This is a genomic window from Enterococcus sp. 4G2_DIV0659, from assembly GCF_002140715.2.
Taxonomy (GTDB): domain Bacteria; phylum Bacillota; class Bacilli; order Lactobacillales; family Enterococcaceae; genus Enterococcus_L; species Enterococcus_L mansonii.
Window position 1 is genome coordinate 2,871,117 of record NZ_NGLE02000001.1, and the last position, 22,432, is coordinate 2,893,548.

General features: G+C 34.2%; 22 protein-coding genes and 1 CRISPR repeat array (1 of these 23 running past the window's edge). Of the genes, 15 read left to right on the top strand and 7 right to left on the bottom strand.

The genetic code is table 11. The annotated features are described in order from the left end of the window. A CRISPR array of direct repeats spans positions 1-147; the repeat unit is 33 nt; unit sequence GTCTCACTCTATTTAGAGTGAGTGGATTGAAAT (it extends 226 nt beyond the left edge of the window). Between the two features lie 224 nt (positions 148-371). Further along, complete coding sequence (locus A5880_RS13520) at positions 372-1,319, top strand: DUF975 family protein (RefSeq protein ID WP_086329539.1); 948 nt, start codon at positions 372-374, stop codon at positions 1,317-1,319. 50 nt (positions 1,320-1,369) lie between these two features. Here the strand turns inward: A5880_RS13520 and A5880_RS13525 are convergent, their stop codons facing one another. Beyond that, complete coding sequence (locus tag A5880_RS13525) at positions 1,370-2,068, bottom strand: TIGR00266 family protein (RefSeq protein ID WP_086329540.1); 699 nt, start codon at positions 2,066-2,068, stop codon at positions 1,370-1,372. A gap of 267 nt (positions 2,069-2,335) precedes the next feature. Between A5880_RS13525 and A5880_RS13530 the strand changes: the two genes are divergently transcribed. The 5 genes from A5880_RS13530 (at position 2,336) to A5880_RS13550 (ending at position 8,140) form a co-directional block, all read left to right on the top strand. Then, the gene (locus tag A5880_RS13530; RefSeq protein ID WP_086329541.1) at positions 2,336-3,232 is read left to right on the top strand and encodes an ABC transporter ATP-binding protein; all 897 of its coding nucleotides are present in this window, start codon (positions 2,336-2,338) and stop codon (positions 3,230-3,232) included. Continuing rightward, a complete protein-coding gene (locus A5880_RS13535; protein ID WP_086329542.1) occupies positions 3,229-4,377 on the top strand; it encodes an ABC transporter permease in 1,149 nt (382 codons plus the stop codon). Before A5880_RS13530 ends, A5880_RS13535 begins: the two co-directional genes overlap by 4 nt. After that, positions 4,374-5,489, top strand: a complete 1,116-nt coding sequence (locus A5880_RS13540) for an ABC transporter permease subunit (protein ID WP_086329543.1) — start codon at positions 4,374-4,376, stop codon at positions 5,487-5,489. The genes A5880_RS13535 and A5880_RS13540 overlap by 4 nt, the downstream gene beginning before the upstream one ends. A gap of 25 nt (positions 5,490-5,514) precedes the next feature. Beyond that, on the top strand, positions 5,515-5,670 hold the full coding sequence (locus A5880_RS13545; RefSeq protein ID WP_179190347.1) for a hypothetical protein: 156 nt from the start codon (positions 5,515-5,517) through the stop codon (positions 5,668-5,670). 601 nt (positions 5,671-6,271) lie between these two features. Next, complete coding sequence (locus A5880_RS13550) at positions 6,272-8,140, top strand: acyltransferase family protein (RefSeq protein WP_086329544.1); 1,869 nt, start codon at positions 6,272-6,274, stop codon at positions 8,138-8,140. A gap of 123 nt (positions 8,141-8,263) precedes the next feature. Here the strand turns inward: A5880_RS13550 and A5880_RS13555 are convergent, their stop codons facing one another. Both A5880_RS13555 and A5880_RS13560 read right to left on the bottom strand, forming a co-directional pair. Further along, positions 8,264-9,037, bottom strand: coding sequence for a toxin Cry1Ac domain D-VI-related protein (locus tag A5880_RS13555; RefSeq protein WP_086329545.1), 774 nt, complete (start codon positions 9,035-9,037; stop codon positions 8,264-8,266). 423 nt (positions 9,038-9,460) lie between these two features. Beyond that, a complete protein-coding gene (locus tag A5880_RS13560; RefSeq protein WP_086329546.1) occupies positions 9,461-10,279 on the bottom strand; it encodes an NUDIX domain-containing protein in 819 nt (272 codons plus the stop codon). Positions 10,280-10,509: 230 nt separating this feature from the next. Here A5880_RS13560 and A5880_RS13565 point away from each other — a divergent pair, with 230 nt between their 5' ends. The 3 genes from A5880_RS13565 (at position 10,510) to A5880_RS13575 (ending at position 14,438) form a co-directional block, all read left to right on the top strand. Beyond that, on the top strand, positions 10,510-11,055 hold the full coding sequence (locus A5880_RS13565; protein ID WP_086329547.1) for a biotin transporter BioY: 546 nt from the start codon (positions 10,510-10,512) through the stop codon (positions 11,053-11,055). 1 nt (position 11,056) lies between these two features. Beyond that, positions 11,057-11,377, top strand: a complete 321-nt coding sequence (locus A5880_RS13570) for a CHY zinc finger protein (RefSeq protein ID WP_086329548.1) — start codon at positions 11,057-11,059, stop codon at positions 11,375-11,377. A gap of 313 nt (positions 11,378-11,690) precedes the next feature. Continuing rightward, positions 11,691-14,438 (top strand): MucBP domain-containing protein, encoded by a 2,748-nt coding sequence (locus tag A5880_RS13575; protein ID WP_086329549.1) that lies wholly within the window; start codon positions 11,691-11,693, stop codon positions 14,436-14,438. A 69-nt stretch (positions 14,439-14,507) separates the two neighbouring features. Here A5880_RS13575 and A5880_RS13580 read toward each other — a convergent pair whose 3' ends face one another. Both A5880_RS13580 and A5880_RS13585 read right to left on the bottom strand, forming a co-directional pair. Next, a complete protein-coding gene (locus A5880_RS13580) occupies positions 14,508-15,695 on the bottom strand; it encodes a toxic anion resistance protein (protein WP_086329550.1) in 1,188 nt (395 codons plus the stop codon). Between the two features lie 192 nt (positions 15,696-15,887). Then, positions 15,888-16,550: a 5-bromo-4-chloroindolyl phosphate hydrolysis family protein gene (locus tag A5880_RS13585; protein ID WP_086329551.1), complete on the bottom strand. Its 663-nt coding sequence runs from the start codon at positions 16,548-16,550 to the stop codon at positions 15,888-15,890. Positions 16,551-16,825: 275 nt separating this feature from the next. On the opposite strand from A5880_RS13585, the gene A5880_RS13590 reads away from it, so the two are divergent. From A5880_RS13590 to A5880_RS13615, 6 genes are all read left to right on the top strand, one after another. After that, the gene (locus A5880_RS13590) at positions 16,826-17,512 is read left to right on the top strand and encodes a hypothetical protein (RefSeq protein WP_086329552.1); all 687 of its coding nucleotides are present in this window, start codon (positions 16,826-16,828) and stop codon (positions 17,510-17,512) included. Between the two features lie 209 nt (positions 17,513-17,721). Further along, positions 17,722-18,303 carry an NUDIX domain-containing protein gene (locus A5880_RS13595; RefSeq protein ID WP_086329553.1) on the top strand — a complete coding sequence of 194 codons (582 nt, stop codon included), beginning with the start codon at positions 17,722-17,724 and terminating at the stop codon, positions 18,301-18,303. Further along, complete coding sequence (gene macP / locus A5880_RS13600) at positions 18,303-18,599, top strand: cell wall synthase accessory phosphoprotein MacP (protein ID WP_086329554.1); 297 nt, start codon at positions 18,303-18,305, stop codon at positions 18,597-18,599. Before A5880_RS13595 ends, macP begins: the two co-directional genes overlap by 1 nt. Positions 18,600-18,615: 16 nt before the next feature. Then, positions 18,616-19,308: a 5'-methylthioadenosine/adenosylhomocysteine nucleosidase gene (locus A5880_RS13605; protein ID WP_086329555.1), complete on the top strand. Its 693-nt coding sequence runs from the start codon at positions 18,616-18,618 to the stop codon at positions 19,306-19,308. 15 nt (positions 19,309-19,323) lie between these two features. Further along, complete coding sequence (locus tag A5880_RS13610) at positions 19,324-19,872, top strand: cysteine hydrolase family protein (RefSeq protein WP_086329556.1); 549 nt, start codon at positions 19,324-19,326, stop codon at positions 19,870-19,872. 189 nt (positions 19,873-20,061) lie between these two features. Next, positions 20,062-21,186 (top strand): low temperature requirement protein A, encoded by a 1,125-nt coding sequence (locus A5880_RS13615; RefSeq protein ID WP_086329557.1) that lies wholly within the window; start codon positions 20,062-20,064, stop codon positions 21,184-21,186. Positions 21,187-21,411: 225 nt separating this feature from the next. On the opposite strand, the gene A5880_RS13620 is transcribed toward A5880_RS13615, so the two are convergent. Both A5880_RS13620 and A5880_RS13625 read right to left on the bottom strand, forming a co-directional pair. Then, complete coding sequence (locus A5880_RS13620) at positions 21,412-21,702, bottom strand: GIY-YIG nuclease family protein (RefSeq protein WP_086329558.1); 291 nt, start codon at positions 21,700-21,702, stop codon at positions 21,412-21,414. Beyond that, positions 21,692-22,426 (bottom strand): tRNA1(Val) (adenine(37)-N6)-methyltransferase, encoded by a 735-nt coding sequence (locus tag A5880_RS13625; RefSeq protein WP_086329559.1) that lies wholly within the window; start codon positions 22,424-22,426, stop codon positions 21,692-21,694. The genes A5880_RS13620 and A5880_RS13625 overlap by 11 nt, the downstream gene beginning before the upstream one ends. Positions 22,427-22,432 lie beyond the last annotated feature (6 nt).

Sequence of the window (22,432 nt, forward strand, 5' to 3'; positions counted from 1 at the left end):
TGGATTGAAATAACTCGTTTCCCTAAAGAATTATAGTAAGGGTATGTCTCACTCTATTTAGAGTGAGTGGATTGAAATAAAGGAACGCCAGCCGATAAAGCAGTTCCGGAAGGGGTCTCACTCTATTTAGAGTGAGTGGATTGAAATGACTCAGAACCAATCCTCATTAAACTCCTGTACGTCTCACTCTATTTAGAGTGAGAAAACAATTCTTTCATGTCATTTGATTTTGTATCATTAACTTAAAAAATTTATAAAGGAATTGAGTGTTCATACAAAGAAATTAAAAGGTATAATTAAAAAGAAATAACATAGTAATCTCTGCAAAAACAATCATTATAATTTTTGCAGAGTTAAAAAGGAGGATGACTATGATTCGAAGTGATTTAAAGAAAAAAGCGCAAGCTCATCTACATGGACATTATGGGAATTGGAGCGTCTTTGTATTGATTCCTTGTATACTATTATTTATCTACTTCTTTTTTACGTTTGCACTGTTTCAAAGTACTGGACCATTGGAAGATACAGATAGCTATCAGTCTTGGCAAGATGGCTATACACAGAATCCTAAATCAAATAATGACTATCGAAGTGGGTATGATGATGGCTATCTGGAAGGATATGACGAAGGATATGAAGATGGTTATTACGAAGAGGATTCTTACAATTATAAAGACCACAAAAAGTCTAATAAGAAAAGTCTGAATGCTCTTTCTGTCTCTCAAAGTGCATCGATGGGAAATAGAACGCAAACAGTAACGTATGAACAAACAACAACTATTGGAACATCTATTGGCGGTCTGTTCGCTTTTTTACTGTGGGTTACATTATTCGTTGGTATTATTTTGTATAGAGGAATGATTCAATGGGCAGCTATCGACAATGTAGAAAGACGATTGTTTAGCTTTAAATCAGTGTTTATGGATTTTATCAAGAGAAATGGACAACGTACAATTGTAGCTAATCTCTTGGTTTCACTTTATACATTCTTATGGTCATTGTTATTTTTTGTACCTGGAGTTGTTAAGCAACTATCATATGGGATGACAAATTATTTATTGAAAAAAGATCCAGAATTATCTCCTAAAGAAGCGATTGCTTTAAGTCAAGAGCTCATGAAGGGATATAAAATGGAATATTTGATTTTTTCTTATTCATTTATCCTATGGTACTTTGCAACAATATTTAGTTTTGGTTTGACTAGCCTGTATGTGATTCCTTATTATAGCGTGTCAGAGGTACTATTTTTTGAGCAAATCATTTCAGAAAAACATCATTTATTTTCTCAAGAAAAAGCAGCAGGATTTGCTGATTTTTAAGCGAAAAAGAAGCAATCATTGGACTTTCCAGTTGATTGCTTCTTTTATTTTTATGAACCTGTACTAATAAAAGGACTGATTAAACCAGCTAATCCTTCGATATTTCTTGTTTGAATCATAATTGTTCCGCTTCCGTGAAATTCATTAACAACGCCTTCGCCTGTTGTAAAACCAAATAGTCCAGAAGCGACTTTTATATCATAATCTAAGGATTCAGACCAGGCCACAACGTGTTGATTATCAACGACAAATGGTTTAGTGCCATCCAAATGAATCTCTACAATATCTCCATAACTATTGATCAATAGCGACCCTGAACCGGATGTTTCCATTACAAATAATCCACCTGTTCCGCCAAAAATAGCACCACTAAGTTTTTGACGTTTCATACTATAAGAAACAGTCGAGTCACAGGCTAAAAAAGCGCCTGTGTTTAAACGCCAATGCTCACTTCCTACTTGAAGTTCTTTGATTGCTCCTGGTGTAGATGGAGCCAACGCAACTTTTGCCGTATCTGTTAAGCCAGATGCTTTAGTAATAAAAAAACTTTCTCCGCTAGACATCGAACGACCTAAAGCACGGATTGCACCACTTAACCCTGATTTTCCGTTACTATTCATCTTTCCTTCAAGATGGATTTCACCATTATGATAAACCATCGCTCCACTTTCCAGCTGAATACTTTCCTCTTTTCGTAAATCCACTTCTACCAATGGAAAAACGGTATTTTCTGTCATTTTATAATCCATTTAACAAAACCTCCATTTTATTTCTATAACTAGTATACCTTAGTTTAAATGGATTTTATTTAAAATTTTACAATTTTCTAATAATTAGTGTGAGTGAATAGGATTAAAGCTTTTGAGAGAGTTATTTTTTTTATGGATTATGCCGTCTTCTTAGTTTATTCACATATTGTTCATCAAAATGACAAGGCTCTATAAGTTGCTTAATGATAGAATAAAAAGAGAAGCTTCAGTAAGTAGAATTGATAAAAAAGATCTAAGGAGTAAGCGATGGGGAAAATACTGGAAATAAAAGGAGTTACGAAATACTTTGGCAAACAACAAATTTTAGAAGAGTTAGATTTTTCTTTAGATGAACCCAAAATTATTGCGTTGGTGGCACCAAATGGAACAGGAAAAACAACATTATTGAATGTTATTGCTAATATCGACCAAGTAGATGAAGGATCGATAAAGGTGTTTGACATGATGAATACGGATTATCGCATGTTTTATAAGGTGTCTTATTTGCAGGATTCATCTATTTTATATGGACAATTAACTGGTTGGGATCATTTAGACTTTGTTCGTAAGGAACATGGAAAAACAATGAGTGAACTCACAGTACTTATTGAAGAGTTAGGGATTGCTGAGTATATGAAAAAGAAAGTTAAGACTTATTCTTTAGGAATGAAGCAGCATCTCCTTTTGGCCATTGCATTGATTAATCAACCTAAATTGCTTTTAATGGACGAACCGCTGAACGGATTAGACCCAAACAGTATTATCAAAGTAAGAAGGCTTATCCGTTCTCTCGCCAAAAAAGGTGTCTCAATAATTATTTCTTCTCACAATTTAGACGAGATAGAAAAAGTGACAGATGATGTGCTTTTTTTACACGAAGGAAAGTTGTTAAAAAAAGAAGATGTATCAATTGATGGGACAGAGTATACAATTATTTTGGAAGAAATAGAAAAAGCATGCTCATTTTTATCAAGAATTGATGTCCCGTGCACACAGCTTTCAGATTATAAAATACAAGGAATGTTTTCACAGCAACAACTTTCTGTTTTTCGTTCGTTTTGTAAAGAGCAAGAGATAAGGTTATTTGACTGTCAAAGTACAAATGGTTATTTGGAGAATGTTTATTTTAATTTATATATAAAAAATCAGTGGGGACAAGCATGATATTTGAGTGGAAAAAATGGATTAAGAACCCTAAAAATAGTCTGTTACTTTGTTTAGCGATACTTTCCGTTTTTGTAAGTTTAGCAAATCTTTATTATGATAATCAAGGGGAAGAACAACGTGTATTCAATCATTTAAAAGCAATCAATGATGAAATCGATCCTCCTCAAAATTATACTGGTCCCAAGGAAAACTATAAATTATTGCAGCATTTAAATGAAGAAGGAAAAGTTAAGTCAGAAAAGGATAGAAAACTGCAAAAACTATTGATTGATATCATTTATTTATTAGAAGATGAAAATACAGCTCAGAGACAAAAGAAATGGGTTAAAAAAACAGAAATCCAAACCAAAAGGTTAACTTTACAGCAAAAATATCTGGATATGGGTGGAAAAACCTGGCACAATGAATCTCAGATTAAAGAGCAACTTGCAAGAAATCGCTGGCTTTTGAAAGAAAAGATACAGATACAAAATCTGGCTATTGGGCAACAGGGCTTTTATTTTGTCTATTATCTGCTCAGTCATTGGATGAATTACTTTATCCTTGTTATGATTGGTTTATTCTTTTTTGATTTTTTAACTAGTGAATATGAACGCAAAAATTATTTATTTATGGCTGTGCAACCGATTAGTAGCAAGATATTTTTCTGGCGGAAATACGTGATGGCAAATGGACTATTTATTGGCGGGATGTTAAGCGTGTTGTTTGTTGGTTTTATCGCATCAAGCTTATTGAATGGTATGGGGTCATTGATGTATCCGATGGTGATTTCTAACGGAACGACGTTTAAGTTAATCCCTTTGTGGATATATTTGCTTAAAATGCTTATTTTACAGCTCCTATTTATCTCATTTTCAATCGGATTATTACTGTTAGTATCTAAATGGCTGAAAAATTCGCTCGAAGCCTTAGGCGTTTTTTTAGTGTTAATGCTTGTACCGGTGATCCTAGCGAAATTTATTGTTGAAATAGCAGAGATAAGTCGTTGGATGCCATTTTCTTATATGGATACAAATGAAAAAATAGCATCCAGTATTGGTCAATTCCAATCCTCATTTATGATTCAAATCGCTGTTTTAATTACTTGGAATGGCTGTTTAGCCTTGATTTGGTGTTGGAGTTTGAGGAGGAAAATGGTATGAACTTGATTTGTTTTGAGTTGAAAAAAACATGGCAGTCGCGGAAAACTTTTTCATTTATATTGTTGGCTTTTCTTTTGACGACCTTCTTATTCTTTTTTAATGTATATCTGGGACAGCGCGAGGATGAACAAATAAAAGCACAAATAGGCAGCAAGCAATCAGTCATGAATCAGACAGAATTTAATGATACAATCAAAGCATTTTTAGAAGAAACAAATCAAGGGATTTTGGATCAGGAAGAAGATTTCCGAACAGCTACGGATAAGGGCGAATCTTTGGAAGGAAAATTGACATTACCCACATATCCATTTTATCGTCAAGCGTTAAATGAGGCGTTGTTGAAACGAAAGTTACCACCTCAATCAATGCGTTATGGAACAAATAATAGTATTTTCTCGGCCATTTTGTTATCGTATTTAGCAAGTTTTTTCGGTATTTTTTTGTTACTATTGTTATTTGGAGATAGTCTGTCAAAAGAGATTGAAGAAAATAATCTATCCTTTATTTTTTCGCAGCCTACTAGAAGAACTCGGGTGTTTTTTATTAAGTATGGCTTAGCTTTGGTACAGGCCATCCTGGCAGTTTTTGTGTTACTTTTATTTGGTTTTATACTAGCAAGTATACTGTCAGGGAGTAGTGATTTGACGTATCCTGTGGTTGTTTTTACGCAGAGGTCAATGAAGTTTATCTCGGTGATATATTATGTGGGACAAGTATTGGCATTGTTTGTGTTTGTATTAGCCTTTTGTTTTGCTCTTCATTTTTTACTTAGTGTTTTACTGAAGAAAACAAATTTGACTTTGGTTATGACAATGTTCATTTTGCTTGAAGGATATGCGGTAAGTACTTTAAATAATAAGTTTATACAAAAAGTAGCTTCATTGAATCCATTTACTTATCTGAATGTAAGTAAAATTTTTATTGGATATGATTTTCGATCATTTGAGTTGTTTTCGATTGAAAATCAAGAATACTATGCAAATTGGTGTTTACCAAGAACGATGCATAATGGACAAATCAATTCTTTAAATGGCATTATTTCTTTAAGCATAGCTACGATCATTTTATTGGTGCTTGGGTGTTTCTGTTTTAAGAAAAATAGGCAGTACTAAAAAAATTAGTAAGGAGTGGAAGGTCTTGAAAGAGGAAGATTTTTTTAATTATTTAACAGTAGCACTTCGAAATTTAGGTCATAGGAAATCCAGTGTTTTTAACATTCAAGGGGAGCTAAAACGATTGCTTAAAACCTATTCCGCTGAAGAGATAAAAACAAAGCTTGATAAAAAGAACTGACGAGCAAGAGTGAGGGATAAAAAAATCAATCTCTTATTAAAATTTTAATATGGGTATTGGAGAATGCGACTTAAATGCTGACTAGAAGTTAAGGGTAGACAATTTATTCATTTAGGCACTTTCTAATTATCAGGAAGTGTCTTTTTGTCTATCGATAGTAATGAGTGAGCGCCAGAATAAAGTTTAATCTACGATTTTAGGAGTGGGGTAGGTATAGAAGTGTTATTTTTACTTCCACCGTTTATTCCGTTTTCATGTGAATGGAATAACGCTTACAAATTTATGTTCAAGGCACTATTTTTCTTCTTTATTTTTTTAAAATTGAAATGTCTAAAATTTACTTAAAAAAATTGAAAAATAGAGAGAGAGTCCTTGCCATTTGTTAAGAAAGAACGTATATTTAAGTTACTACATTAAATCAGTCTAAAACATCGACTGTCAAAGAGCATGAGCCAGATAGAAATTTTTCTACACTTCATTCGACCACCTTTTTTGGTCAAACACGACTTATTTTTCTATGCTCAATCAATTAAAATCATGCGTTCTTTGTTAAAAATTACTCGAAATATAAAAAAAGAATACTAGTAAAGTTGGAATATAAATGAATAATAATAAAAGGTTAGAAAATCGCCGTTATATTACCGGATTTGATGGGATTCGGACAATAGCAGTTGTGGGCGTGATTCTTTATCACTTGTTCCCAAATATAATGCGAGGGGGCTATTTAGGCGTCCCTATTTTTTTTGCAGTTTCTGGATATTTAATTACTGATTTACTGAGGCAAGAGTGGCTCCAAAATGAAACGGTAGATGTTAAGGGGTTTTATATCCGGCGTATGAAAAGACTTTATCCGGGATTAGTCGCCATGTTGGTCACAGCCTCAGCATACATTGTTTTCTTCCAAAAAGATTTGTTGAATAACTTACGTAGCGTTGTTGCGAGTAGCGTATTTTACTATAATAATTGGTGGCAGATATTTAGAGGTTTTTCCTATTTTGATCGGTTTACCACACAGTCTCCGTTTACACATATATGGTCTTTAGCAGTTGAAGCACAGAATTATTTGATTTGGCCATTGTTATTTATTTTGCTAAAAAGATACGTTAAACATAGCGGGAAGATTTTTGGTTTGATTATGGGAGCGGCTGTTGGTTCGGGTATATTGATGGCGGCTTTATATACACCTGGAGCCGATCCTACAAGAGTGTATTATGGGACAGATACACGGTTGTTTTCAATATTGATGGGAAGTGCTCTGGCATTTGTCTGGCCAAGTTTTCGATTGAAAGAAGAGATACCGATTAAAGCAAAGGCTTTATTAAATGGAGTGGGTATTGTATCGTTAGTCATTTTAGCCATTGCCTTTTTGTTTTTAGCCGATCATCTTGCTTTTGTGTATTATGGAGGCATGTTCCTTGTTAGCATATTCGCGACGCTTTTAGTGGCGGTTACGGCTCATCCAGGAGCAGACATCAATCGTTGGTTGACCAATCCGGTGTTTACTTGGATTGGTAAAAGAAGTTACGGAATCTATTTGTACCAGTTTCCTGTTATGATTTTTTATGAAGCAAAAATTAAAAATTTAAGTGATCATGTATTCTTGCATTCACTGATTGAACTTGCGCTAATTTTTGGAATCAGTGAAGTTTCTTATCGATTTATTGAAAAACCGTTGGGTAAATTTTATTACCAATATACGTGGTTTGCGATTAAGGATTTTTTCCATAAACCTTGGATTACAGTCCCAAAAGTCACAGTATTGATTAGTGCGGTGCTGTCTTGTTGTGCATTATTCGCTTTTGCTATTGCCCCATCTAATCAAGTGACGGCTGAACAACAACAATTGCAAAAAAATATTCAAGAGAACAAAAAGAAAGCTGATCAGCGAAAAAAAGCCGAAAAAGCCAAAAACGAAGGCAAAACAACTGACTCCACAAAAGAGTCAAGTAGCGTAGCTGAAACAAATTTTGATTTGACGGAAGAAGAACGTAAAAAAGCACAAACAATTGAAATCACTGCCTTTGGAGATTCTGTTATTTTGGATGCTGCGGCGGGGTTACAAGAGATTTTTCCTAAGATGATTGTAGATGGTGAAGTTGGTAGACAGCTGTACACAAGTACACCGTTGATTGAAAAATTAGCGAAAGATAAATTGTTAAAAGAGACTGTGTTAGTTGGACTGGGAACAAATGGTTCGTTTACTGATATGCAATTTGATGAATTTATGACAGCAATTGGACCTAAGCGAAAAGTATTCTGGATCAATGTTCGTGTGCCAACACGTAGGTGGCAAAATGAAGTGAACGCTATGCTGGAAACAATGAAAAAGAAATATAAAAATCTAGTTGTGATTGATTGGTACGACTATAGCAATGAACATGAGGATTGGTTCTATGAAGATCGTGTGCACCCAAATGTGCAGGGGCAAGTCAAATATTCAAGTTTTATTGCGAAGCAGATTATGAAATAACAACGTATTAAGATAGTAAACAGTTAGAAATTTAGTTTTGCTATGAAAGAATCACTCCCTTTATTACGACGTAAAGTAATAAAGGGAGTGATTCTTTTGTGTATTAAGATAAAATACCAAAAATTAAGGCCCAGTTTCTATAAGCCACATGATTTTCGCCGTGTATAGTTTATTTGCCAACAGACTTCCTGGTAACATCTCGAGTAAAAATTCTTGCTGTTGAGTGTTATTGTAATTTAGTTCGATACTCCGCTGATTAGAGTCGCTTTGGAATAGTTCAACGGTTTTATTTTCATCTAAAGGAGTGATCGTATGGTTATTTTTTAAAACAATAGTTGAGTTTGTTTTTATTCCAGTTTCTGTTTGAAACGGCTGAGCAAGTTTTGTGGTTAAACGCCAGTTTTCCTGAACAAATCGGTTGTCTTTTATGAGAAAGTTAACACCTACATCGGTTGAGATATATTGTGTTTTTGACTTAATTGTTGGTTCTCCAAAATTAATTTCATTAGGGCGTTTTTCAAACAGTAGTTCACCAGGCTTCAACTCAACGGTGATTGCTTTTTTTAATTGCCCCAGAGTAATAATGACTTCATACAAACCAGGCTCTTTTTTTATATTTTCAGCTTGTAGCTTGATGTCGTCTTTTTTGTTTACCCAAGTGTTTATATCCCAAGCATTTGCATTACTTTTTTCTAAAATAAAGTTTTTTTGTGCTTTGGCTATTTCGGTCAAAAGTTCTGATTTTATTGTTGGATCGAATAAGTCATTGACCATTTGTTTGACGGTATCGATTCTTATTTGAGTGGTACTTAGACGGATAGCCGTATGAGTATTGTCTGTAAAAAGTTCTTCTACCAAATTTTTGGATTCTTGGATACCATGTTCAAAATCAATCAAAGACATACCTGTTTAACAACAACAGGTGTTGGTGTTAGCCGATTGCTTGCAGCATCGATTGAGCTTGTTTTACTTAAAAAGAATAGGCTTATACCAATTAATAAACAACTTAATAAATACCTTTTTTTCATGATTTTCTCCTTTATCAACTAATAGTAAATAGACTTCTTATAATTATGGTTCATTATTTTATTGTTTGAAAATCCGATGTTGAATGTTTATTTAGTCAGATATGTATAAAATAGTTACACAAAGTGTTTATTTCTAAAGAATCAGTAGTGACTGAGATTAAAAATAAGAAGACGCAAAAGGGGGACTGCATGATTACTCTCCGAGTGATCGTGCAGTCCCTTAAAATCCAATAAATAGTTTAGTCAGCAAAGAACATTAATGGTTATTTATTTCGATATATTCGTTCATTATTTAATTTTCTTCAGATTTTAACTGATAAATTTTAGATGGTCGTCCAATCCCTACAGGACGTTCTCCAATTTCTTTAAAATGATGAAGCATTGCTTTTTTAAAATTAGAGTGATCGATCGTTTTGTAATCAGCGCCAGAAAATTTAGCAAACACTTTACGAGCTTCTGTGATAGTGAAATCTTTCCCCAAAACTTGCAGAACTTGAGGATCGTGCTCCATTTTGTTTGTTACACGATTAAAGGCTTTTAAAATGATTTCACTATGGTCAAAAGCTAAAGTGTCTTTTCCAGTCGAATGTCCTGTTTTTAAATCCAAGATAATTTCTACATCACCATTTATTAAAGAAAGAAGATTTTCTTTTCGTTCCATTGTAAACCAGCGAACTTCTTTTGCATCATCTCCTGCGATCAAAGGTTCTTCACCGATAAATGCTAAATAACTAATGGTAACGACCCAGCCTCGAGGGTCACGATCTGGTCTACTGAAACTATGAAGTTGTTCGATATTATCCTTAGAAATGATTACACCCGTTTCTTCTTTTGTCTCACGTAGCACGCTTTCACCTGTGGATTCATTTCTATTGACGAATCCACCAGGTAACGCCCAAGAATTTCTGTAAGGATGTCCTTTTCTTTTTATTAATAGTATTTTTAGTTGATCTTCTTCTTTGTTATAACACATCAAAACAATATCCACAGTCAGAGAAGGTTTTTCGTATTCAGGAAGTTCTTGTTGATGATACCAGTTTAGAAAGTCAGTTTCATCGGCTTGTTGTTCGTAGTATTGCTTTTCTTCTTCCTTTGAACTAAAGTATGTCAAGTTGTTCATCCTCTCTAAATTAGATAAAAGTAATTTTTACTTTATTGTATCATTATCATCAGGAAAAACAACTAAAGACGTGTTTTTATTTTAATAAAAATCGGTGGACACTTAAATCAAGTTTCATCCTTATTTTATATCTGGAATTTTGGTTAACTTTATTTTTATTTAGGTTGACAAAAAGACGTAGAAATAGTATTTTAAATGTATCAATGGTGGGGAGGGAACAAATGAAGACAACAGATATCACGAAAATTGCTCTTATGGTCAGTATCATTATTATTTTAGGTTTTTTTCCACCGATTCCAATTAGTTTATTACCAGTGCCGATTGTCATTCAAAATGCTGGTTTTATGCTTAGCGGGCTACTTCTTGGAAAGAAAAATGGAACAATTGCTACACTACTTTTTCTAGTTCTAGTTGGGATAGGATTTCCGATTTTGGCTGGTGGAAGAGGAGGTTTGGTTGTTTTTTTCGGTATTACTGCGGGGTATCTTTTGGCGTATCCTTTTGCAACATTCTTTATTGGCTGGATGACTCAAAAGTTCAATCCGAATAATCAAAATGTTGCTTATGCATTTGGAATTACTGTTCTTTTCGGTGCGCTGTTTATTGACTTTTTTGGAGCCCTTGGTATCAGTCTTTTATCAGATGTGTCACTATCAAAAAGTTTGCTGGGCACTCTAGCTTTTATTCCTGGAGATATTATTAAAGCACTTTTGACAGCTATTATAGCAAAAAGAATCTCAAAAGCACTTTCAAAAAGGGGCGACTAGTGTGGTAAAAATAGTTGGTTCAATGGTAGATAATGAAGGTAGATGTATTCATTATGATTCTCAAGTTGATGTGGTTGCTAACAAATGTTCCTTTTGCAAAAAGTATTATGCTTGTTTCCGTTGTCATGATGAACACGAAAACCATTCGTTTTTATCCTGGCCAATTTCAAAAAATCCAGATGAGAAAATAGTTGTTTGTGGAAGTTGCCATTATGAGATGACTTATAGCGAATATAGTACGAATAGATGCTTAAATTGTGGTCATTTATTTAACAAAAATTGCTCAATACACCAGCGTATATACTTTGAAATAAATGATTAATTACATTACTGTACTTGATAGTTTTATATTTTTACAAACTGAAAGATATAACTTGAATCTCTAGTTGGAGACGAAGTTATATCTTTTTTAATTATCTTAAAATAACAACTATTCTTTTAAAAATTACTATGAAATAAGTAAAAAATGCGATGAAAATGCATAGACGACAAAAAATAAATGCATTAAGATAAAAAAAGGTTAAATAACATCGTGGTATGTATTTACAAAAGGAAATGTTTTTCCTCCTTTTGGAATTCAATATAGAAGTAACCCGTTGTTAAGGAAAAGAGAAAACAGGAATAGGAGTTTTGCAATGAAAAAAGGAATGATCAGAAGCAAGCAATTTTTTTTAATTAGTTTCCTCTTTGTTGTGGGAATATTTTTTACTAGTATATCTAGTTCACAAATCAAAGCAAAAAAAGATGAGACAAAAGGAGTATCTAATAGAAATCTATCGTCTTATGTGACGGAAGAAGAATGGATGCCGATTACGAAATATGAGTTTTCTAAAGTTCGTGTAGGTCTGGATCAATTTTTGGCATTTAATTTTGGGGGAAGTAAAGACGTTGAACTAGGGAATCTTCCCTATACTACAGAACAGTTAAATGAGGACAATTTAACTCCTATACTGACACCAACTTTTTACTATTTAGATGGAGAAAAATATATTTCTACTATTTTTGATGTTGGAGTTCCGGGAGATTTTGATGATGGTAGACCTGGGTCAAGTAGTGGATTAATTATAATGGATAATGAATTTACCCATGAATTTGGAAATCTTTATGGTAATTATGATCCGTCAATTGTTTTCAAGAATTTTAAACAATATAAGAAAAATGGAAGTAATGGCAGTCTATCTTTAAAAAATGTTTTTGAATTGGAATCGTCCAATGATCCATCCTATCATTTGAAAATAACGCAAACGATGGAATACGTTAGTGATGACGGCCGGGTACTGGTTACGTATGAATATCAAAACTTATCTACAGAAACGATAACAGATTATGCATTTGGTTCTTTGTTAGATACAAAATTAGGTGAAGACGATGATGTTAATATCTACTATATCGGGAAAAAACGTGGTTTATATATTGAAAATGAAGGGTATAGACTAGATTTTCGTTTTGATATGCCAAATGGCGCAGCAAACTGGCAAGGAACAGATTATGCTGGTGGTGGAGCTTTTGCGAACAATTTTATTAGTGTTGACGATACTGGTCAAGAACAATTGGGCGAAGATCAAGCAGCTGAAGGCATGGTTGCTGAGGTGCAAGGTGACTCAGCAATCATTTTCAAAACCAAACCAGTTACGTTAAAAACAGGAGAATCAACGAAATTAGCCTACGGTGTTTCGGTATCAGCAATGGATCTGGCACCAAAAATAACAAGTAAAAATGAAAATGGCACGTATTTTGGCGGCAATGTCACCGTGGAAGGTACGTGGCAAGATATAGATAGTAATTCGGCTGATTTATACGCCAAAATAAATGGCAAAACACCAATTAAACTTAATAAAGATAAACTAATGAATGACCCTAAAAATACCGTACACGATTGGGCATTTGAAATACCAGAAGCAGAATTATCTCAAACAGAGGACAATCAAATTACGATTTATCTTTTTGATAGTGATAATAATCGCTCCAACGAAGAAGTATTCACACTGAAAGACAATCGCAAACCTATATTGACATTAGTTGAAACAACAGGAACAATTGATGGTGTTAGTGATTTTGAAGGAACACTAAAATGGAGTGATGAGGACACAGATGAATTAGCCATCTATTACTCTATCGATGGTGGTGCTAAACAATTATTAAGTAAGGTAATGAATACCGATAAAGGAGTCGAACAAACTTTAGCATATAAAATCCCAAGTTTAGTATTAGCTGGGACAAAGCCAATGTATAAAGTAGAATTTTGGATAGAAGATAATAACAAAACTTCTGATAGTAAAGAATTGACTCTAATCAAAAATAATCAACCAAGTATACAAGCAGATTTTTCTGTTGAAAAGACTGAAATCTTTGAAACAGAATCGAATTCATATCAAGCTACAATCATCAATAATGCACAAGAACCTTCTGAATGGACGGATGTTGTATACGAGACTGATGCTTTTCCAAAAAATGTTATTGTCGATAAGACTACAGTGAAGGTAAATGGTGCACTTGTTCCAGAAGCACAAATCAGCTTTGAAACGGATAGAAAACTAAAAGTAGCTCTTGGAAAAATAACACCAAAAACGGTTACTAAAATCACATACGACGTACATTCTTTAGTTGCGGAACCACCTATAACAGAGGCAATAATCGTAAATCAAACGTACAAAGTAAGTGGAAAAACGCATAGTGAAACGGTGGTTGAAAAAACATCTATGGTTCAAACATTTACAATTAAGCCGCAAGAACCTAAAATCAATGTTCTGTATTTAGAAGATGGCAATGAAGCACATGAATTAGCAACAGAACCAATAAAAGAAGGTAAAATGGGAGAAACAATCGCTTTAAGTCCAAAAATAATTGATGGGTATAGGGTATCCAGAATTACGGTGGATGGTATGGAGCAGCTTCCTTTACCCGAAACAATAACTGTAGAATTTGGAAAAGATAAAGAGGTAATTTTCTACTATGAAGGAAAGTTAGAATTTAAATCAGCTCCGACTCTATTAGATTTTGGTACTCAAACGGGGAATGTTCACGGAATGACAGTGGATAGTCCAGAAGTGGTTGGTTCACCTTTAGTGATTTCAGATACACGAGCTACGAAGCAAAGATGGTCGCTTAAAGCCAAAATCACTGAACCGCTGACTAGTCTTGAAAATGACCAAGTAATTTTGACAGATGTAATTAAGTATAAAAATTCAACAGAAGATATTCTGCTAACAGATGCAGATAGTGTTATATTTAGTCATGAGAATAAAGTTTCAGGAGCTTATGATATTACCGCCAACCATTGGAATAAAGGCGAAGGATTCTTAATGGAGTTTCCACCTGGCTCAATCAAAGCTTTAGGAAAGTATCATGCTGTAATGACAATTACGTTGGAAAATGCCAAGTAAATAGCAAAACAAAAAAGTTTCCCGCTGATTTTTTAAAATTAGTGGGAAACTTTTTATTTTTACAATTATTTATTGTGTCAATTCCAATAATTTGTTTTTTAAATCTTCTTCCATGTGACCGAGTTCGATCTCGGCTGCACGGCGTTTTTCTTTTCCTTCTTGTTGGATACGTAGTGTTTCTTGGATCGTTTCGACTAAGTCATTTTGCGTTTTTTGTAATGTTTCTATATCCACAATGCCACGTTCATTTTCTTTAGCAGTTTCAATTGCAGAAATTTTAAGCATTTCAGAATTTTTCTTCAACAAATCATTTGTTGTTTCAGATACTTGGCGTTGTGCAGTAACAGCATCTTTTTGACGTAAAAGGGTTAAAGCAATCACTACTTGGTTTTTCCAAAGTGGAATTGCAGTGTTGATAGATGCTTGGATTTTCTCAGCTAGCGCTTGGTTTGTATTTTGGATCAAACGAATTTGTGGTGCTTGCTGAATCGTAATTTGACGTGCTAAACGTAAATCATGAGTGCGTTTGTCTAAACGATCTAAAAACTGCGTGTAATCGTTAGCGATTTGGACATCCATTTGATCGCCAGTTTCTTCTGCTTTTTGCATTGCTTCAGGGATGATTTTTGTTTGAAGCTCTTCAATCTTTAATTCGCCAGCAGCAATATAGATATTTAAGGCATCAAAATAGTCTTTATTCTTATTATAAAGCTGTTCAAGCATCAAATTGTCTTTTAGAAGTCCATTTTTTTCTTTGTCTAATTTTACAGCAATTTTATCGATTTGTGCACCAATTTTTTGGTATTTAGCTGTGATTTCAAAGATAGACTGTTTCACTTTTCCAAACATTTTTTGGAAAATATTTCCTTCACCAGCACGTAATTCATCTGGGTTCGCTTCATTTAGTCTGTACATCAGATCGGTTAAAGAATCACCTACAGGTCCAATATCTTGAGACTGAACGTGATTTAGCATAGACTGAGAAAATTCTCCCAATTTTGTTTGAGCAGCAGCTCCATAAGTGATCACTGCTTGAGAATCTTGCGCATCAATTTTAGAAGCCAATTCTCTTGCTTGAGCTTGACGCTCTTCCGGTAATTTATCTACTAATCTAGTAGCAACTTGTTGATCTTGTAAAGCAGAAATTTCACTTTGTTGTGTTGCTGTCAGAGAATCAACAGGAGTTGAAAACGGGTTATTCAGCAAATCATCTAAAGTATCGCTGACAGGTGTCACATCTTTTGGCTTATCTTCCATAATATTTCCTCCTAATTTTAAAAGCGAAGTAGGCTCGAACTGCCAAGACAGGAAAATAGGAAAAAATGAATGGGGAGTTCTTAGCCCCATTCGATTTTTTATCTTTTTCCCGAGAGGCAAGCCTACGTAGCTAGGGTCAATCAGTAACAACATTCCAATGCATATTTTTCAACATGAATAGTTAAAGAATCATTAAAAGTTATTCTCATTTTCATTATCTCTTTTTAAACTGTTTTTGGCAACAGAAATTTCAATATCTAAGTCTTCTAAATCGTCAGAAACAAATTGCTCATAATCTTTTTTTATCAATTTAGAGACTTGGTCAATGATTTGGGCACTTTCTTCGAGTTTTTCATAGGTTTGTTTATTTTTTATTTCATGATCATCAATCTCTAAATACTTAGTCGTCAAATCTACCAAATTCGGCAAATGAGTATACAAAAAGTGATTTGCTAAATGCAATTTTTTAGGTTCTTTAACGAGTTCTTTAAAGAGCGCTTTAGATATTCGTAATGTATCGTTCCGCAAATCAATCGCGCGCAGCTTGGTAGAAGCGTTCATATTTTCTTGCAATTGAACAATTTGTTTTTTAGTACTATTCATCGTGTCTCGGAAAAAGTCTATTTCCTGATCTGTCATACCCAGCTGTGCATAATGTTCCTCTTTAGTTTTTGTCAGAGTAGGTAATTGATCTTCTTTTTTTCCAATTTGTTTCTTTTTTCCAGTGAAAATTAATACCAAAAGAATCAAAAGAGCCACGACAATTGCTGGTAAATGTATACCAGTAATAAAACGCAGAACGAAACTAGCTAAAAATAAATAAGCAATTATTTGGATAAGTTTTCCTTTTCTCATATAAATTCCCTCCAGTCAATCATTTCCTCGAAAGTAATTATCCTTCGCTACATAAGTTATTTTAGCACATTCTTGTATATAAAGAATATCAGTCCAAAGGTTGATTTTGATATTTAGAGAAAATGTAAGAATTGGCCAGTTAAAATAATGTATTTTTACAACTTTAGATGTATAACAGATGCATTTGTTCACAAAAAATTCAAAAGAAAAGTGAGAAAAAAGTAGATTGGTGGGGTATAATGGAAGATATCTATAAAGATTAAAGGAGAATTACTGTGAAAAATATAAAAATCATTAGTATATTATTGATTGGTTTGGTGATCGCTGGTTGTTCCAGTCGCAAATCTGCTGATGAAGATCCATCTGATTATTTAAAGGAATCCAGCTCGGAAACGATTGAGTCAAGCTCTTATGGTGACGATGAGGTTTTTTATGAACCGCGTGATGGGAAATCAGCTGAATCAGTTGATGAGAATAAAGCTGCAATTGAAAATAAAGAGTCAGCCAATCAGTCAAAAGGAAAAATTGAGGTAATCAAAACAAGTAACGGAAACTTTAAAGTTGAGATGACAGAAGGCTGGCAGAAAGTTGATGCAAAAGAGTTGAGTGACAATGCTGATATTAGTTTAGAGAATAAGTCAAACGATGAATATTACATAGTTTTAAGCGAAGCAAAAAAAGATTTTGAGAATTTCGATACGTTTAAAGAATCAGTAGATTTGTCTGATTTGGGTGAAAGAACAAATGAGAAGAAAGAATCAGTTGAATATAATGGATTAAAAGGAGAACGTAGGACATTCAATGCAACAAAAGAGGGTGTGGATATCTATTATATGTATGATCTAATGGAAGGCAAGGATTATTATTTACAATGTATTAGTTGGACGCTAAATAGCAATAAAGAAAGTTATGAAGCTGACTTAACAAAAATCATGAACTCTTTGGCTGAGATGCCCAAGTAATAAAATAGATGATATACTTTGGAGAACAAACCTAATTACGTTAGATTTGTTCTCTTTGGTTGTCGTTGACCCGAGAAATGATTAATAAAGTGGTTGTCATCTATCACTAATTAAGAGTGAGTATATTGGCAAGGTATTCACAAAATCAGGGATAGATGCTAAAATTTTAAAATTAAGGTATTATACCTATAGAAAGATTGGTGAACAGCATGATGAATTTTGAAGATTTTGAAGAAAAGACAATTTCTAGAAAAGAAATATTTAAAGGGCATATTATCGAGGTTGTCGTGGATGAAGTTCAATTACCAAATGGTGAAGTTGGGACAAGGGAACTAGTTTTCCATCCAGGAGCAGTCGCTGTGATCCCAATCACCGAAGATAACAGAATGATTATGGTCAAACAATTTCGTAAACCAATGGAAAAAGTCATTCTAGAAATTCCTGCTGGAAAAATCGATCCAGGAGAACAGGATCTACCTAAAGAGACAGCTAAAAGAGAACTAGAGGAAGAGACTGGGTATCGTGCAGGACAACTGAGCTTTGTCACATCTATGTATGTATCGCCGGGTTTTGCCAATGAACTTCTCCATATTTACTATGCGAATGATTTAAAACAAGTACCAAATCCTCTTCCTCAGGATGAAGACGAGGTTTTGGAATTATATATGGTCACGCTTGATGAAGCCAAACAAGCGATCGATGAAGGATTAATCTGTGATGCAAAAACAATTTTTGCTGTTCAGTATTGGGAATTACAATTACTTAAAGCAAAATTGAAGGAGGAACATTGATGAGTAAAGGTCCGTTAGTCACTCGGACAGAACTAAGGCGACGGAAAGAAGAAGCCGAAAAAGAAGCACAAAAACAATTTGAGCGAGAACAAAAAGCTGCCGAAAAAGAATATCGAAAAAAAGATAAAGAAATCTCAAACTTTTATCGAAAAGAACACAAAAAGCAAAAAGAAATCACCAAATCACGTTCAAATGAGCAGACTAAAATTCGTGAACGCAGCACTACTTTAACAAAAGCAATTATTATTGTATCGATTTTATTGGCGATCGTCATATTTATCGTATTGAATTTATAGAGAAGAGGAATTTAGGATGAAAATTGGAATTATCGGAGCAATGGATCAGGAAGTAAAAATTTTAAAAGAAGCCTTATCTGACACTCGATCTTGGGAAAGAGCTGGGGCTGTATTTGTTTCGGGTTCTTTAGGTCGCCATGAAGTGATTGTTGTTCGTTCAGGAATCGGAAAAGTGTTATCGGCAGTTACAACGACATTATTGATTCATCAATATGGTGTAAATATGGTAATCAATACTGGATCGGCAGGAGGCATTGGTCAAGGATTAGCAGTTGGCGATTTAGTGATTGCTGATAAATTAGCTTATTTTGACGTTGATGTAACTGGATTTGGCTATAAACCAGGTCAATTACCAGGAATGCCTTTATATTATGAATCAAGTGATTACTTGAAATTAGAAATGAAGAAGGCGGCCGAAAAGACAGGTATGTCCACACATCACGGCTTGATCGTAACAGGAGATTCTTTTGTTAACGATAAGGAAAAAGTGAAACACATCCTTACTGATTTTCCTGAAGCTTTAGCTTGTGAAATGGAAGGTGCAGCAATTGCTCAAGCAGCCGCTCAGTTTAAGATTCCGTTTTTAGTCGTTCGAGCAATCAGTGATACAGCGGATAATGAAGCTTCTCAAACATTCGACGAATTTATTGAAGAAGCTGGCGAAAAATCGGCACAAATGGTGATTCATTTTGTAAAGCATCTAGTTTAGTCAGGAGGTAGGGCAATGAAAGCGCTGATTTCTATTGATTACACAAATGATTTTGTAGCAACAAATGGCGCGCTGACAACAGGTAGCGCAGGTCAGGAAATTGAACAAGCGATTGTGGATATAACAGAGACGTTTACCAACAACGAGGATTTCGTGGTTTATGCGATTGATTGTCATAATCAAAATGATTCCTATCATCCAGAAAATACGTTGTTTCCACCTCATAATCTTGCTGGCACGGATGGACGAAAACTTTATGGTAAGTTAGCTGATATCTATGAAAAAAGTCGTGAACAAGAAATGGTTTATTGGATTGATAAACGTCACTATTCTGCTTTTAGCGGAACGGATTTAGATATTCGTCTACGTGAACGAAGAATTACAGATGTTCATTTGATTGGTGTTTGTACGGATATTTGTGTATTGCATACAGCAGTTGATGCCTATAATTTAGGGTATAAAATTGTTATTCATAAAAATGCTGTGGCAAGCTTTGATCCAATTGGACATGAATGGGCGTTAAAACATTTTAAAGAAACATTAGGTGCAGAAATAGTTGAATAGCTGAGATTGGAAGAGATGGATTTAGTTGTTACTTTTCCATACACCAGGTGGTGGGGATATGATCCCCACCACTTTTTTTAATAAGAAAAAAGGGAACCAGAATCGCTATTTTTGTATTAAACAGATGATCGAGATTATAATGAAAAGAGAATTATTAATTCATTTATCAATCAGAATGGAAGTGATCAAATGCAGGTACTGAAAAAAGAAGTTTCCGAGTTTGAGCTGTTTTATGATTTGATTTTTGCTTATGCAATTAGTCGGATTGCTTCGATCTTGTTTGTTGGTGCAGATCAACGATTTTCTTTCAAAAGCTTGGGAGAATTTTTCATGTTGACCTTGGTTTTTTGGACGATTTGGACCTATCAAACTGTTTTTGCTAACCGTTTTTCTATTAAAAATAAGCTTAATGCCCTGTTTTTATTCTTTGATATGTTTTGGGTGATTGTCTTAGCTCAAGCAATTCATGTTGATTTTGAAAAGACTCATTTTACTTTTGCTGGGGCAACGTCTATTTTATTTTTTAGTATTGCTTTACAGTATTATTTGAAGATGAGGACCACAGAAGATCCAGTGGTTAAAAAGTTGTGTTATCAATTGATGATTGTGTTATGTGGAAGTGGCTTGATTGGATTTAGTACGATTTTGCCATGGGGATCATACGCTGTTCGATTTGCTGTGTATGTACTTTCTATTTTTATTACGGCCTTTTTTCCAATCGTTATGAAAAAAGCGTTAGAAGATTTTCCAACAAATTTTGGTCATTTAACCGAGCGGTATAGTTTGTTTACATTGTTATTATTTGGTGAAGCAGTGATTGCGGTAGCTAGTACGATTCTTTTTAATCAGATAAGTATAGGTAGCGTGTTATTTTTTATGCTAGTAGTTGTACTGTTTCTCTTTTATAATACAGTGTATAAAGCAGGAATTGACCGAGCAAAGGCGACTGCAGGTTTGGTTTTGATTCATTCTCATTATTTTATTTTTGTTGGTCTAGGCTTGTCGATTGTTTTATATGAAAATTATGTGAATGGTGAAATCCAACCACTTTTTTTTCTATTGAGTTTGGCAGGCAGTTTGCTTTGTTTTTTAGGGGGAACGATGGCTAATATGATTTTTTATAGTAAACAAAAATACAACTACGGGTCGTTTATAAGTAAAACTGTTCTTTATTTTGCAGCCTGGATCGTAGTAAGTTTGCTATTACAGGATTTTATGGTACCCTTTTTATTGGTAAATATACTATTTTTGTTATTTTTACTTTATCAAGTAAAACAAGAATTAAAAAAGGAATCTAGTGTACAAATGGACTGAATAACCGTTTGAAGCGAAAATAATTTATAAAAAAACTAAAATGGGTCTGAGACGTAACTCTAAAAGTTATATCTTAGACCCATAAAACTCGAATAAATGGTAGGAGCAAAAGCACCTTCTTCGAAAATAAGCTGAAATCCACAAAAATTTGAATTACAATTTTCGTGAATTCCTTGCCTACTCGATTGTCGGTGTTGAAGGCGTCTGTGCCAATCTCATCTTTGCTTATTTTTCGAGGTTAGATGTGTTATTTTGTGCATTTTTGTTTTTCAAATAGTTGATTTTTTGTTTTCTAGCCAATTTCTTAAAGGCGTATTCCGCTTTAGTCGCCTCACTGCGGCTGGAAAATTTTTCGATATGAATCATTTCAGCAGGTAATCGTGAGGGAAGACGTGTGTATTTTGCGCCAGTACCGCTGTTGTGTTCTTTTAGTCGTCTTTTAGGATCAGTAGTGTAACCGCCGTAAAGAGTGTCATCTTTACAGTGCAACACATAAAAATAATGATCAGTTTCCATACAGCATCGCCTTCATTTCTGGTAAGTAGTTATTGTGTTCATCATAGGTGAACAAAGGAGGGGAAACACGGAAACCATCTTTTTTCCCTTGTTTGATCCCTTCAATCAATAAAGTATTTGCCTCTTTTCCAACTTTTGGATAAACAAAACGAACTCGTTTAGGTGCAATATTAAATAAGTCCATTGCATGCAAGATATCCAAAAAACGATCAGGTCGATGAACCATTGCTAAGCGTCCATTTGTTTTTAAAAGCTTTGCGGACACTTCTATTACATCTGACAAAGTTGTATGAATTTCATGACGAGCAATTGCTAAATGGGGATTCGGGTTTTTTTGGCTAGTTGGTAGTTCTTTGAAATAAGGTGGATTACACAAAACTAAGTCGACAGAATCGGGCTTTATGACTGTTGGCGCCATTTTTAGATCCAATTCGATCATTTCCATTTGTTCGCCTAATTGATTTAATTGAATACTTCTTTTTCCCATATCTGCCAAACGTTCTTGCAGTTCAATCTGTGTAATTTTAGCATTTGTCTTGCGGCTGGCAAATAAGCCGACAGCACCATTTCCCGCACAAAGGTCTACGATGGTTCCTCGTTTTGGAAATGAAGGGAAATTTGCTAATAAAACAGCATCTATTGAAAAAGAAAAGACTTCTTTGCTTTGAATAATTTTGATATCATCTGCAAATAACTGATCAATTCGTTCACCTGGTAATAACATGTTTAC